This is a genomic window from Nitrosomonas communis (assembly GCF_900114745.1).
In the GTDB taxonomy this organism is placed as follows: domain Bacteria; phylum Pseudomonadota; class Gammaproteobacteria; order Burkholderiales; family Nitrosomonadaceae; genus Nitrosomonas; species Nitrosomonas communis_A.
Map to the genome: position 1 here is coordinate 107,741 of NZ_FOUB01000004.1, position 13,843 is coordinate 121,583.

The 13,843-nt window shown below is 46.8% G+C and carries 8 protein-coding genes; 4 read left to right on the forward strand and 4 right to left on the reverse strand.

Going from position 1 to position 13,843, the window contains the following annotated elements:
- Position 1: 1 nt before the first annotated feature.
- From BM122_RS03085 to BM122_RS03095, 3 genes are all read right to left on the reverse strand, one after another.
- Entirely contained in the window at positions 2 to 2,026 is a 2,025-nt protein-coding gene (locus BM122_RS03085; protein WP_074903548.1) for a CHAT domain-containing protein, read from the reverse strand.
- A gap of 4 nt (positions 2,027 to 2,030) precedes the next feature.
- Positions 2,031 to 3,530 (reverse strand): metallophosphoesterase, encoded by a 1,500-nt coding sequence (locus BM122_RS03090; RefSeq protein ID WP_074903549.1) that lies wholly within the window; start codon positions 3,528 to 3,530, stop codon positions 2,031 to 2,033.
- 102 nt (positions 3,531 to 3,632) lie between these two features.
- Positions 3,633 to 6,236: an Rne/Rng family ribonuclease gene (locus BM122_RS03095; RefSeq protein WP_074903551.1), complete on the reverse strand. Its 2,604-nt coding sequence runs from the start codon at positions 6,234 to 6,236 to the stop codon at positions 3,633 to 3,635.
- Positions 6,237 to 6,862: 626 nt separating this feature from the next.
- Here BM122_RS03095 and BM122_RS03100 point away from each other — a divergent pair.
- Complete coding sequence (locus tag BM122_RS03100; protein ID WP_074903553.1) at positions 6,863 to 7,879, forward strand: RluA family pseudouridine synthase; 1,017 nt, start codon at positions 6,863 to 6,865, stop codon at positions 7,877 to 7,879.
- Between the two features lie 122 nt (positions 7,880 to 8,001).
- Here the strand turns inward: BM122_RS03100 and BM122_RS03105 are convergent, their stop codons facing one another.
- Entirely contained in the window at positions 8,002 to 8,676 is a 675-nt protein-coding gene (locus BM122_RS03105; protein ID WP_074903555.1) for an arylesterase, read from the reverse strand.
- On the opposite strand from BM122_RS03105, the gene BM122_RS03110 reads away from it, so the two are divergent.
- Genes BM122_RS03110 through BM122_RS03120 form a run of 3 tightly spaced genes read left to right on the forward strand, consistent with a single transcriptional unit; the run spans position 8,675 to position 13,767 of the window.
- Positions 8,675 to 9,370, forward strand: a complete 696-nt coding sequence (locus tag BM122_RS03110) for an ABC transporter ATP-binding protein (protein ID WP_074903611.1) — start codon at positions 8,675 to 8,677, stop codon at positions 9,368 to 9,370. The genes BM122_RS03105 and BM122_RS03110 overlap by 2 nt on opposite strands.
- 40 nt (positions 9,371 to 9,410) lie before the next feature.
- Positions 9,411 to 10,670 carry an efflux RND transporter periplasmic adaptor subunit gene (locus BM122_RS03115; protein ID WP_074903557.1) on the forward strand — a complete coding sequence of 420 codons (1,260 nt, stop codon included), beginning with the start codon at positions 9,411 to 9,413 and terminating at the stop codon, positions 10,668 to 10,670.
- A 7-nt stretch (positions 10,671 to 10,677) separates the two neighbouring features.
- Complete coding sequence (locus tag BM122_RS03120) at positions 10,678 to 13,767, forward strand: efflux RND transporter permease subunit (protein ID WP_074903559.1); 3,090 nt, start codon at positions 10,678 to 10,680, stop codon at positions 13,765 to 13,767.
- The last annotated feature ends 76 nt before the right edge of the window (positions 13,768 to 13,843 follow it).

The window sequence follows — 13,843 nt, forward strand, 5'->3', positions numbered from 1 at the left end:
ATCAATCCTCCAGAGATTCTTCTGATAGTCTACCCCCTAACGCCTCCAAGGCAATATAGGCCAGATCTCTCCATTCCTCTCTATCCCAATACCTGATGTAGCGCCTGAATTGACGCTGCGTTGACAGGAGCGGGAATTCATCAGGGCCAAGCTGTGCCCGCATCTCACTGCAATAACGAATAATCTCCTCTTTTGCGTGTTGATCATTGAAATCTGGTCCACCATAGGCTACCCCAAGTAAAGCGAGCTCGGCCAGCGTTGCTAAGATGTACGCCCGATTATCTCCGCTGGCCTTATTCAACTCCCACTCGACAATTTGGCGAGCTGTGATCCACCATTGACCATAATTTTCTGGTAAGCATTTAAAAGCTGCGCTATTAGTTAATGCAGGTATTGCGGTAATGGAAAGATATTGCGTCATAACCCAATAATTATGCGGCTCGAATTCCAAGGCTTCGCGATAGAATCCTTGAGAAGTTTCATAGGCTTTTTTGCTTTCCTTTGCCCACTTCGGAATCTTGCTGAGATCAGCCGCGTGGTTATTCGCAAGCAATGAATAGGCGATTCCAATACGTTTCTCACTAGCTGCACTCATGCCGAGACGTTCGGCTTTGATTTCGAAAGACGCTACTGCTTCAGGCGCTTCACGCCATACTTTGAGTTCGTTACGAATAGACTTGCACAAGAAACCGATTTCTTCTCCAAGCTCAGCAGAACTGAATGTTTGCTGAGTTTGTTCAATGTCGGCATTAGCACCTACCAATTCATCGATACGATCGAATTTGACTTCTAGTCGTCTTCTGATTTGTTTGTCGCGGAAGGCATCGACCTGGTCTTCAAAATTTAATGGTACGGTAGCGTAAGCTACGATACTAGCCCAATCATGAGTGCCTGCTGCATCGGTACGTAAGCGCTGACGTAATTCATAGATGACCCAGCGCGGATCATTGCCATCAAGTAGTCGTTGATAAAGTACTTCGGCAGCAATCGCCGAGGCTCTCATCCATAGTGGGAACTGTGATGCAATCACCCAGGGAATACCTGCAGCATGCAGCTCATGTGCGATACTGCCACCGGGGGTAAGCATTGATTCGATATTGCCTGAATCACAGGTTGCGAGCGTGACGAGCGTCGGGCAGAATTTTGTATTTCCCGACGAATCACGAGCTGTCAGCGCAATGGCAAGCCTTTCGCCATCAATGATATCTTTGCTTTGATCATGATCGCTACTTAACGCTACGCCATAGCGTTTATTACCGGAATTTTCCAATGGTGCACCATGTGCCAGAATGTGTACATGAGTATACTCAGTTTGGGCACATGCTTCACGGATCTGTTTCAAGGTCGCATTGGGTAGGACAGTCAAAATCTTTTTAACATCCTCCACGCGTTCCTTATCCATTCCTGGGTTTCTGATTTTTACCCACGGCTCGATGGCTGAACGTAGGGCTTGTAAATGAGATTGAGCGGGAACATAAAGTCCATCTGGTTCTGCAAAAGCAAAAAGAATGCGCGGTGGCCGGTTCCAATTAACAGGGAGAGGCCGTCCGCGGCGGACTTCCCGTGTGATTGAGATCGGTGCACGTGTTTGTAGAAATAACGGGGAGCCTGAGCCTGGAAAGCCGTCCACGCCGACGGCAAGCTCGAATGGAACCAGGCCGAGCTCAAACGCAGATAAGGAAAGGCGCAGATGAACCAGTTTTCCGGCTTCCACTGCTGCATTACCCAATTCCGAAAGCAGCGCTGGAATCTGGCCGAGCACTCTCCCAATCGCTTCACCCAAATCACGAACTTCAGCCTGGCGCTGCTCATCCTTGGCAGGGTCCTTATCGGATTCATAACGTAACCTGCGCAGGCGCATTAATAATTGCCGGTGTTCAAATGGCATTTGCACAGTCACTGGTCCTTCTTCGCCGCATAACGCAATATATGGCGTAAGCGGGGAGAGCAATTGATTGTGCGATGGTCCCGGTCTGAGAAATTCAAGTTTGACTTTTTGGATTGCTTTGCTGGGGATAGTGCTCATATTATTACTCCGGAAATTTTCTTATCTCAAGAGGTAGGCCTGAGCCGTTACCCACAACATGGGTCAACCTCCCAACTGCTTTGCCGCTTTCTTCTTTGATCGATATAGCGCTGGTCTGGTCCATCACAAATGGCTGATTATCAAAACTTGCCTGATCAATAGCTTCCATTTTTCCATTGATGAGTACCTCGTATACGGGTTTGAAGGAAGCCGTGTCTTTCAACATGGCTTCGGTAAACTGTAATAAACGAATCCAGGTACCACTATTGAAATAATAGCGTCCGCCTCCCATGTCGATGGCACGTTCAAGATGCGTGTGACCGGTAATAATAAAGTCAATGGATGATCCAACAGCGGCCGTCACTTGCTTATAAGTATCATCCTGATCGGAGATATCGAATGTTTTGTCGTCTGCCAACCAGTCTTTAAGCGCACGACGCAGTGCTTCATCTTTGCCGACACCTCTCATCCAACCCGTTAAATTATCCCAGATGAGTTGGGGTGTGCCTAAGGTGCTGTCAGCGGTTACGACTGTCTTTGCATCCGTTCGGTTAAAGCTCTTTTCCGCAGCCAGCAACATTTCATCAGCGCTACGCGTGCCAGTTGCTGTAGCGCCTAATACGCCAGCTTTAAGGTTGGGCCCCAATAAACGATCGGCAGTAAATGGGATGACGGCATTCTGACTGGACTGTTGAAAGCCTTCAGCGGAAAGCCGTTGATCAATTTGCTTTTGTCCTTCTACTTTTTCACCCACAATCGGTAGTAGCTTATTAATTTTACTGACTTGTGACGGATCAAGTACCAACAAGGTACCGACGGCGGCAGACGTTTCTGGTTTAAGCAGATCGATCCAAGCAAACTTGCGCTTCACGTCATTCATGACATCTTTAACCATGCGCGTACCGGCATTTGGGTACCATTCGCTGGGGTTAAGTGAACGGCCAACATTCAAGCGTCGCCCGACTTTTGCCAGATCTTCGTAACGGTTGTAATTCCACGCATCTACTTCATTCCCGTGGGTACAATAGATGCGTGCATTTCCTACCATGCAGGTATAGCCTGCGCCGGTTGTGCAAAATTCAATACGTGCGCGTGCTGTTTGATCGGCTCCTGCCAGATACGTGATAATCAGACGTTGTACAACAGGAAAGGATAATTCAATATCGTGGTTGCCAATGATGATGATCAGGGTGCGTCCTTCCAATTTGACAAAATCAGCCAAAGCTTTCCAGATGTCGGAAAAGGAGGGATCTTTCATGATTCGCTGTACAGTGGCAATGGCTTCATCAGTGGCAACATAGCCGTGAATGTCTTCTGCCAGGGTATCGATGATATCGCCATTCAATATCAATGCCACGTGTCCGCCAGGCCGTTGCTGTCCGACCCAACCGATATAGTTGGCGAGGCGTTCGGTTTCACGCAAAATTTGAAAATCCACCTTATTGCCACCCATGTGAATGTCTGAAATGACATGGATTTCATCGTATTCAGGAAAATCGCTCATATCGTTATCTTATTAAATTAAGTAATCACAGCCCCATTTTTGGCAGTCTGTCTCAGGTTTCTTTAGAAGAAAATTATTCTCATTCATTTTTTATTCAGGAAATTAATCTTTTGTCTCTACCTGGATTAATGGCTCAGATTCAATTATTTTTAAGGTTGCTGGCTTACGTCGTTGTCTTCTGGGAGAAGTCAGATCTTCCACTGTTTCAGAAATTTTATCAGGGGCGGTCTCAATCATGATTAAGCCGCTTTTGGTCAAATCCGGGAATTCGGAAACAGCACATGGCTCAACCGATTTAGGTGAGCTGGGTTGGGACGCAGATAATTCATATGCTGCTGGCGCCGAGATGTGCTCAAATGACAAGTCAAATTGTGGAATGGGAGCAGGCGGTGCTGTTACTGACAGATCGGGAGAATGATCAACTGATTCAGATTTTTCGCTGGTGTCACTCAATTCAGTGAGGATACTTTCTGCCTTAAAAGTAATGAGTTTCGGTGCTGGTGCCTGATCTTTGAAGTGACTTTCAGGCTGAGTTTGTTCCAAGGAAATTGCTTCCTCAGCTTCAGCTACTTTATGAAGACGTGATCGCTCTGAGCGATCATGCTGCCGCCCTCCACGACGGCGGCGTGAACGACCACGCTCTTCACGTTCTTCAGTTTGCTCAGGTAATGTCTCAACTGGCGCGATACCTTTTTCGGTCGGTACTTCTGCCTCTGTATGTATTTTTTCTTCATGCGGCGGATGAGCTTTTTTTCTTCGCGCAAGCTGACTATCACGACTTTTCTGTACGGCTCTTCCATGGGGCTCAGAAACAATCTGCTCTTCTAGCAGGATGCCCGCAGACTCTTGGGGCAATTCTTGCAGAGGCTCATGTACATCATGATGCTTGCGTTGTTCATGAGTAAGTAGCTCTTTACTGCGGTCACCGCGACCACGATCCCGACGTCCCCGACCCCGTTCGTGACGCTGGGATCTTTCTTTATGGCTGGGTGGAGTGGGTTCTGCAGGCGCATGCTCATGGCTGGTTGGTCTGAACCAGCCAAAGAATTTATCCAAAAACGAGGCTTGTTCGCGAGGTTTTTCTTCACGTGCTGGCGCAGGTTGCGTGGGCGTAATTCCTTTTACTGCGGCCTGTGGACGTGTTGGCTTGGCTTCCTGTACTGTCGACGGAAGGATAATTTCCTCTGCAACTTTCTCTACCATCTCATAACTGGCTTGCATTTCAGTTGATTTAATATCCTCCTGGCGCAGTCGACTAATTTTATAATTTGGCGTTTCCAAATAGATATTCGGAATGAGGATAATATTAACTTTCAGGCGTGCTTCGATATTATGGATATCAGAACGTTTTTCATTTAACAGAAAAGTAGCCACATCGACAGGAAGTTGCACATGCAGTGCACTGGTATGCTCTTTCATCGCTTCTTCCTGAATAATTCTGAGAATATGCAGAGCGGATGAATCAGTACCCCGTATATGTCCCGTGCCATGGCAACGTGGGCAGGTGATATAGTTGCTTTCTCCAAGAGAGGGACGTAGGCGCTGGCGAGATAGCTCCAATAATCCAAAGCGTGAGATTTTTCCAACCTGGACACGTGCACGATCATGATGGAGCGCTTCATGCAGACGTGATTCCACCTCGCGCTGGTTACGGGCGACTTCCATGTCAATAAAATCAATGACAACCAATCCACCTAAATCGCGTAAACGCAGTTGCCGGGCAATTTCGTCCGCAGCTTCCAGATTGGTATTAAGTGCGGTACTTTCGATGTCAGCACCTCGAATGGCTCGCGCTGAATTGACATCGATGGATACGAGCGCTTCTGTATGATCAATGACGATAGCTCCGCCTGAAGGCAAGGATACCTGCCGGGAGTAAGCCGTTTCTATCTGGTGTTCAATTTGGAAGCGAGAGAATAAGGGGATATCATCCTGATACAGTTTGAGACGATCGACATTATCTGGCATGACGTGAGCCATAAATTGGCACGCTTGTTCATAAATTTCAGAATTATCGATTAGAATTTCACCGATTTCATGATGGAAATAATCGCGAATGGCACGAATAACGAGACTGCTTTCCTGATAAATCAGAAAGATACCGCTTTGATTCTTAGCGGCTTCTTCAATCGCGTACCAAAGTTGGGTCAAATAATTTAAATCCCACTGTAACTCTTCTTCATTGCGACCAATGCCTGCAGTACGTGCAATAATGCTCATCCCAGGCGGGATGTGCAGGTGCGAGATAACATCACGCAGTTCAGTTCGCTCTTCTGCGGTGATGCGACGGGATATCCCTCCACTATGCGGATTATTGGGCATCAGCACGAGATAACGCCCTGCCAAGGAAATGTAGGTAGTTAATGCGGCACCTTTAGTGCCACGCTCATCCTTATCAACTTGAACAATCAACTCCTGGCTTTCTCGGAGTAAGCTTGGAATACGATGACTCGGTAAATCAGGGCTCTCACCGAAGCAGGTGGGTGAGATTTCCTTATAAGGCAAGAAACCATGGCGGTCTCCTCCATAATCAACAAAGGCAGCTTCTAATCCTGGTTCTAAGCGGGTAATCACTCCTTTATAAATATTGCCTTTACGTTGTTCTTTACCAATTGTCTCAATATCGAGATCAATCAGTTTTTGTCCATCTACAATTGCGACACGCAACTCTTCTGGCTGTGTCGCATTGAATAACATGCGTTTCATTTTATGCCTCCCGCGCTCAATTCACGGGCAGATTGCTGCATATCAGGCAGCATAGCTTCCTATCGTTTACGCATAATAGAATTTATTGTTCAGATAATTGGGTCATGGTATTAGAAAAGGACGGTATGAAGTGGTTATCGTGGTACATCGCAGTATCGCGGAGCTTGACCCCTTTAGTGTTTCTTGATGATAAGGAGCTACGCCAAAATTTGTTTGGCTTGTTTTATGGGAGCTCATGCTCTGAGTGCTTCCAACATTCTTTCTCTTATTCAGACCTTCTTTAATTTTCCTTTCCGTGAAGATTGGCCAATTTCTAGCGTGTATCTTGGTTCCTGTAAATTGTGGAAACAGGATTGAAATCAAGTTATACAAGGTTTCGACAAAGTCTATCCCGTCGGCGGGTACTACGAAACCGGAAACTAAATTCATATGTGCTTTGAGCGCGCAAATCAATTACTATCGCTACTTTAGGTGGTGAGCGACATTAACCAAATCAGTGCTGATTTTCTTCAACACTTCAAAACTTTAAAACTATCGAGTGAGTTAACCATTACCCCGTGTAATTATGCTCATCATGTAATTGATACACGATTTATGTAGTATATGGGTAAATATGTGAATTCCAAATGAAGAGTATAGGTAAAATTAATACGTTAAACAAAAATATTATGCCAGATATGGTCATTGTAGAAAATATCAATGAAGAGGCCGATGGGCAACGTATTGATAATTTTTTCTTCAAGCGCTTTAAAAGGGTGCCCAAGAGTCACATTTATCAACTCTTGCGTAGCGGTCAGGTACGTGTCAATAGTAAGCGAATCAATGCTGATTATCGCTTGCAGCAGAATGATAAGGTGCGTATTCCGCCAATTAGAACATTCCAGAGTGCTCAAAAAATAATAAAACCTCCTCCTGCTGCTTTCGAAGTATTGTTTGAAGATAAATGGCTTTTGGCTATTAATAAACCATCCGGCATCGCAGTGCATGGTGGCAGTGGCATTAGCTATGGTGTGATCGAACAATTACGCGCTCATTATCCTGACTGGAAATTTCTAGAACTGGTACACCGCCTAGATCGGGAAACCTCTGGCGTTTTGCTGCTTGCCAAGAAGCGCAGCGCATTGGTCGAGGCACATCGACAAATTCGAGAGGGAATCGTCCAAAAACGTTATTGGGTAATTGTCAGGGGTAGATGGCGCAATGCTAAACAGAGTGTGAAATTATCACTTAATAAATTTGTTACCGCTGACGGTGAGCGGCGTGTCATGGTTATTTCAGGGAAGAATGAGGAAAAAAAAGAATTGCCAGCCCATACCGTGTTTACTTTGAAAAAAAATTGGCAAAACTTTAGCTTGCTCGAGGCAGAATTAAAAACCGGCCGTACCCATCAAATCCGGGTCCATTTGGCACATCTAGGTTTTCCGATTGTAGGGGATGATAAATATGGCGATTTTGAGTTGAATAAGGAACTGATGAAAGGGAAGCAAAGACTTGGCTTAAAGCGCATGTTTCTGCACGCGGCTAGTTTGAAGATGATGCATCCAGCAACAGGGGAATATATTTGCCTGGAAGCCCCATTACCCAATGATCTGACAGCTTTTCTGCAGAGATTGGATGAGGAAACTACAGTTGCTAGGCCGTAAAAACGAGCGTGCGAGTTTTCTCATAGAGCCGCGTTTCGCCCACCTCGCGCTTGAGGCGCTCGCTTCGCTTCCTTCACAGCCTTCGAACACTATTTGAATATTCTGGTTTTTTTGTTCTTAAATTAGTTATCAAATGCTGGTTCAAATTGTATTTTTTTCTGCACAGAAGAGTAGTTTGATTCCAGCATCGGGTATAACACTTCCCAGACATTTTCTGTAATCAACTTTTGTGCCGCTACGTCAGGATGAATTCCATCCGCTTGAAAAAACTCCCGCTTATCACCAAATCCGTCCAGTAGAAAAGGAATCAGCTTTAATTGATAATGCTCAGCAAGTTGGGGATAAATATTGCGGAACTTTTGGGTGTAGGCTATGCCATAATTGGGCGGTAGTTGCATGCCAGCGAGTAAAGGCGTGACATTATTTCGCTGGCAAACTTGAATGATGACCCCTAGATTATCATGGATAGATTGAATGGATGCGCCGCGTAAACCATCATTACCACCTAATTCGATGATGACGATGTCTGGTTGATGCGTTTTGAGTGCTTGCTCAATACGATTACGTCCCCCCAGCGTTGTTTCACCGCTGATACTGACATTGATTACTTGATAATGAGGGGAGAGCGCCTGCATTCGCTGTTTAAGCAGATTCACCCATCCAACTTCTGCTGGCATACCATAGCCGGTTGATAAGCTATCTCCAAAAATCATAACAGTTATGCCATTAACTGGGTTGGCTACGGCATAAGAAGCAATATGGAATAGAACAAAGAGAATGATCAAAAAATTTTTCATGATGAATAATCGTGCTAAACAAATGGCACATCCTATCGTGCGAACAGACTCCCTTACTAAACAAGTCGATACCGGCGACAATCAGCTAACGATTTTGCAGGATATCTCCCTAGAAGTAAATGCAGGCGAATCGATCGCTATAGTAGGTGCTTCTGGTTCGGGAAAATCTACCTTACTTGGACTATTGGCCGGCTTGGATGTTCCGACCAGTGGTCATGTTTATCTGGATGGTGAGGATATTTTCCTGCTGGATGAGGATGAACGGGCGGCTTTACGCAGTAGACTGCTTGGTTTCATGTTTCAGTCATTTCAATTATTGCCTGCGCTGACCGCTATCGAGAATGTAATGTTGCCATTGGAGCTTGCAGGTATAAATGATGCGAGGCGAGCAGCACAGGCATTGCTTGAGCGAGTTGGACTAGGAATGCGTCTTAGACATTATCCTCGGCAACTTTCAGGTGGTGAGCAGCAACGTGTTGCGATTGCCCGCGCTTTCGTAACTCAGCCGAAAATGTTATTTGCCGATGAGCCAACTGGTAACCTCGATTCTGCAACGGGCGCCCAAATCATCGAGCTGATGTTTGAGTTAAATCGTGAACGAGGAACAACGCTTGTGCTCGTGACCCATGATGAAGCCTTATCTAATCGTTGCTCCCGGCGAATACGAATGGTCAGCGGTAGAATAAACAATTGAAAGGATTTGACCCTATATTCAGATCTTTTTTGATAGAGTAATGACAAATAAGGTATTGGCAGCAACAATTTCCCAACAGACTTCGGCCGCTGGCAAAGGCTATTTGAGGGTGGCTTTCATAAGTTTTATGCTTGTTGTACTGGCAACTGGTTTTTGGTTTCTGCGAACTTATGATTCTGCTGCCCATCGTATCCCAAAAAATGAAGCAAGTGTAATTCCGGTTCCAGTGGTGACAACTATGACTTCACAACGTGATGTGCCGGTCAAATTTAAGACTAAAGGTACCGTATCGCCTATACAAATAGTTGAGGTGCGGCCGCAGGTCGCAGCCGCGATCAAAACAGTTCATATCAAGGAAGGCCAGTTCGTGGCTAAGGGTGAACGATTGTTTACCCTCGATACACGCGCTGAGGAAGCCAATCTAGCTAAATCCATTGCCCAGCTCGCCAAGACAAAGGTCGAATTGCAGGATTCAATGCGTCAGCTCCATCGCCAACGGGAATTGTTTCACAAAAATTTTATTTCTCAGGCAACACTGGATGTTGCAGAAAACCAGGTTGAGCTGCTGCGGAATCAACTGAAATTTGATGAGGCTGCCGTGCAGGCGGACCGTGTCACACGTGGTTATGGGGAGATTGTGGCACCGATTGCAGGCCGGACAGGTGCTATCCAGGTTTATCCCGGCAGTCTGGTCCGACCGGAAGCTTCTTTGCTGGTAAGCATTACGCAGATTGACCCCATTTATGTCAGATTTGAGCTGCCTGAGCGTGAATTAGCCGCTCTGAAACAAGCGCTTACCAAAGGAAAAGTGACAGTCAGTGCCCAGCTTAACCTTTCTGACAAACAGGAGCGAGAGGGGCATATCGTATTTATTGATAGTGCAGTCGATACCGCCAGTGGTACGATCCAGGTCAAGGCCGAATTTGCTAATGCAGACGGAAAGTTCTGGCCTGGCATGTTTGCTAATGTGACGTTGATAGCCAGTCTATTGCCTAAGGTATTAACCGTTCCCGCTCAGGCTCTACAAACCGGACCTAACGGTCAATTTCTTTTTACCGTGGGAGAAGATAATAAAGCAATTCTGCAACGAGTTAATGTCAAGTTGATCCAGGAAGGTATTGCTGTAGTAGAAGGGATAGAACCGGGTAAGTGTGTCGTAATTGAAGGGGCCCAGCATCTTCGTGCCGGCACTACGGTAAACCCGAGCAGAACTTGCGGGCAAATATTGCATTCTGATCAGGGCAGGTTGAGACCGGATTCTGGCAATAACGGCAATCCACCCCTTCCCACCTCTCTTTAAGCAAGCAATGAATCTGGCAGAATTATGCATACGCCGCCCGGTAATGACAATATTGTTGTCATTGACAGCCGTCATTGCTGGCATTCTGGCTTATAGCGGTGTTCCTATTGCAGCATTACCGCGTTTTGATACCCCCACCATTACCGTCAATGCCGTGTTACCGGGAGCCAGTCCAGATACGATGGCCTCGGCTGTGGCCACTCCTCTTGAGCGCCAGTTTTTAGCGATTGCAGGTTTATCAGTCATCAGCTCAACCAGTACGCAAGGGACTACTGTGGTCACGCTGGAATTTAATCAGGATCGTGATATGGACGGTGCAGCAGTCGACGTACAAGCGGCATTGTTGCGGGCGCAGCAATCGTTGCCGGTGGAAATGACCACGATGCCTTCCTATCGCAAAGTCAATCCAGCCGATACGCCGGTTACCATCCTTTCGCTGACATCAGAAACGATGCCATTACCCGAGCTAAATAATTTTGCTGATAAGCTGATTGTACCGGCTTTGTCTACCCTGCCGGGCATAGGTGAAATACGACCCAATGGTCAGAAAAAGTATGCAGTACGCGTGCAGGTCAATCCACTGGCACTGGCCGCGCGCAACTTAACAGTGGATGATATCGCAGAAGCATTAGCGAGGGCCAATGACAATTCGCCTGTTGGGACACTAGATGGGCCTCGTCAGACCTTGATCGTTCAGGCTAATCGCCAGCTTGATAACGCTGATGCCTTTGCAGAGTTGATTGTTGCTACCACGCCCAACGGTCATCCGGTTAAATTATCAGAAGTGGCTGTGGTTGAAAATAGTGTGGAATCGGTCAAGACTGCGAGCTGGACAAATGGCCAGCCATCCATCGGCTTGCTTATTTATGCACAGCCTGGAGCGAATGTCGTGGCCGCTGTTGATGCTGTCAAGGTCGCCTTGCCGAAAATAAGTGCTCAATTACCTGCTTCGGCGCAATTGGCCTTTTATCTTGATCGTTCTCAATCCATCCGGGAAGCGATTTTTGATGTGCAACTGACTTTTGGCTTAACCGTTGCGCTGGTGATTTTGGTTATGTTCCTGTTTCTGCGTAAGCCTACTGTCACGCTTATTCCTGCGTTATCGTTACCGATTTCTTTACTAGGTACGGTGATGCTGATGCGCGTTTTTGACTATACGCTCGATAATATTTCCCTGCTGGCTATTACCCTCGCCGTAGGGCTAGTGGTAGACGATGCCATTGTGATGCTGGAAAACATTGTGCGTCATATTGAAAATGGCTTGTCCCCATTGCAGGCAGCATTACATGGTTCAAGAGAGATTACCTTTACCATCCTCTCCATTTCAATTTCGCTGGTAGCTGTCTTTATACCACTTTTTTTCATGCCAGGGGTAATCGGCATGATGTTTCACGAATTTGCTGCCGTCGTCAGTATCGCAGTACTGGTGTCGGCTGTTGTTTCGCTCACGCTGATTCCCATGATGGCAAGCCGTTATCTGGTATTGCATTCATCAGATGGATGGAGTATGAGATTAACGCAATGGTTTGAGAACGGATTTAATTATCTGCTGACAGTCTATACCTATTTGCTGGACTGGGCGTTGCGTCATCGGCGCACCGTGCTGGGAATTGCCATGAGTACCTTTGTTGTGGCGGGTGTACTCTTTCTGGTGCTGCCCAAAGGCTTCTTTCCCGAAGAAGATACGGGTCGAATCATGATTTCGATTGAAGCAGCAGAAGATATTTCCTTTCCAGCCTTGACCCGCTTGGTAGAACAAACCAGTGAAATCATTCGGGCTCATCCTTTTGTTGATAATAGCATTACTTTTACGGAAGGCGCTAACAACGCACGCATGTTTATCGGTCTTAAGCCACGTAGCGAACGCCCCGCGATGAGCAAGGTGCTGGAAGTATTGCGTAAGGAAGTACGCGGTATGGCTGGCGTCAAGATATTCATGACGCCCTCGCAAAATCTGAGAATTGGTAGTATGCCCAGCAAGAGCCGCTATCAATACGTGATGCGCAGCGTGCGGACTGAGGATTTGTATGCAGCAGCAGATGCCGTCATGTCGCGTATGCAGCAGCACGCCGTGTTCCGGGATGTGACAAGTGACATGAAACTCAAAGGACTGCAAGCCCGGCTCGAAATTGATCGTGATAAAGCTAATTTGCTCGGTATCGAAGTCGCAGCGATTCGGTCAGCGTTGTATAGTGCCTTTGGCGAACGGCAGGTTTCGACCATTTTCACCTCAAGCGACAGTTATCGCGTCATTCTGCAGGTGGCAGGAGAATATCGTACCGATGAAAGTGCTTTTGACAACATTCACTTGCGAGCAAAAAATGGTGTACTCGTACCCTTGCCGAGCGTGGCGACGGTAGTGCGCGAAATGGGGCCGCTGGCAATCAATCATGTGGGACAGCTTGAATCTTTAACGATCTCGTTTAATCTTGCACCAGGTGCCGCGTTGGGGGATGCTGCTAAACTGATCGAACAATTCAAACATGAAATGAATCTACCTGACAGTATTCTGACCAGCTTTGCCGGCGATGCGGCAGCTTTTCAATCTTCCCAAACAAGCCAGTTCATCCTGATTTTGGCGGCACTGCTGGTTATTTATGTGTTACTCGGGGTGCTCTACGAAAGCTATATCCATCCAATTACGATTCTTGCCGGTCTTCCTTCCGCAGCGGTGGGTGCGCTGGGCATATTATGGTTATTCGATATTGAGCTTTCCATTATGGCCATGATCGGTATTTTATTGCTTATCGGTATTGTTAAGAAAAATGCCATCATGATGATCGATTTTGCGCTGGACGCCCAACGGGAGCAGCATCTGACACCCTATCAAGCAATTCGTTCAGCTTGCCTGTTACGTTTTCGCCCAATCATGATGACCACACTCGCTGCTATGATGGGTGCGCTGCCGATTGCCCTTGGCCTCGGTGCCAGCGCTGAATTGCGGCAACCGCTGGGGCTGGCAGTGATAGGGGGCTTATTATTTTCCCAAGTGATTACCTTGTTTATTACCCCGGTGATTTACCTGTATCTCGACCGATTCTCAGGCAGCCGGGAGACTCCCATCAACGAGCATTCTAGCATGCTGCTTCCTGAGTGATTGACCACTACCGAAGTCATTCCATTTCCAAATCAAACATGACGCGAAGGCGAGCCACAGACAGTATAAAAATAAT

Excerpts from the sequence above, each read along its gene's own strand:
- BM122_RS03085 (WP_074903548.1), bottom strand. The coding sequence starts at position 2,026 with ATGAGCACTATCCCCAGCAAAGCAATCCAAAAAGTCAAACTTGAATTT.
- BM122_RS03090 (WP_074903549.1), bottom strand. The coding sequence starts at position 3,530 with ATGAGCGATTTTCCTGAATACGATGAAATCCATGTCATTTCAGACATT.
- BM122_RS03095 (WP_074903551.1), bottom strand. The coding sequence starts at position 6,236 with ATGAAACGCATGTTATTCAATGCGACACAGCCAGAAGAGTTGCGTGTC.
- BM122_RS03100 (WP_074903553.1), top strand. The coding sequence starts at position 6,863 with ATGAAGAGTATAGGTAAAATTAATACGTTAAACAAAAATATTATGCCA.
- BM122_RS03110 (WP_074903611.1), top strand. The coding sequence starts at position 8,675 with ATGATGAATAATCGTGCTAAACAAATGGCACATCCTATCGTGCGAACA.
- BM122_RS03105 (WP_074903555.1), bottom strand. The coding sequence starts at position 8,676 with ATGAAAAATTTTTTGATCATTCTCTTTGTTCTATTCCATATTGCTTCT.
- BM122_RS03115 (WP_074903557.1), top strand. The coding sequence starts at position 9,411 with ATGACAAATAAGGTATTGGCAGCAACAATTTCCCAACAGACTTCGGCC.
- BM122_RS03120 (WP_074903559.1), top strand. The coding sequence starts at position 10,678 with ATGAATCTGGCAGAATTATGCATACGCCGCCCGGTAATGACAATATTG.